Source organism: Flammeovirga agarivorans, from assembly GCF_012641475.1.
In the GTDB taxonomy this organism is placed as follows: Bacteria; Bacteroidota; Bacteroidia; order Cytophagales; family Flammeovirgaceae; genus Flammeovirga; species Flammeovirga agarivorans.
On the sequence record NZ_JABAIL010000123.1, the window covers coordinates 1 to 567 of the forward strand.

1 protein-coding gene is annotated in these 567 nt (G+C 60.8%); it reads left to right on the forward strand.

The window, feature by feature from the left end; genetic code table 11:
• The coding region (locus HGP29_RS28550) for a homocysteine S-methyltransferase family protein (RefSeq protein WP_211093481.1) at positions 1-567 on the forward strand (567 nt) is incomplete at both ends.

A 567-nucleotide genomic window follows, 5' to 3' on the forward strand; every position in this document is an offset into this window, starting at 1 on the left:
AGACCAACACCTTTAACTCGACGACCATCGCGATGGCGGATTACCAGATGGAATCCCTGTCGGCCGAGATCAACTTTGCCGCGGCGAAGCTGGCCCGCGCCAGCGCCGACGCCTGGACGGCCCGCACGCCGGAAAAACCGCGCTATGTCGCGGGCGTGCTTGGCCCGACCAACCGCACCGCCTCTATCTCGCCTGATGTGAACGATCCGGCGTTCCGTAATATTACCTTTGACCAGCTGGTGGCCGCCTATCGCGAATCCACCCGGGCGCTGGTGGAAGGTGGCGTGGATCTGATCCTGATTGAAACGGTGTTTGATACTCTGAACGCTAAAGCGGCTATATATGCGGTGAAAGAGGAGCTGGAGGCGTTAGGCGTTGACCTGCCGCTGATGATCTCCGGGACCATTACCGATGCCTCTGGCCGCACGCTTTCCGGACAGACCACCGAAGCCTTTTATAACTCGCTGCGTCACGCCGAAGCCTTATCGTTTGGTCTGAACTGCGCCCTCGGGCCGGACGAGCTGCGCCAGTACGTCCCGGGGCTGTCGCGCATTGCCGAATGCTACG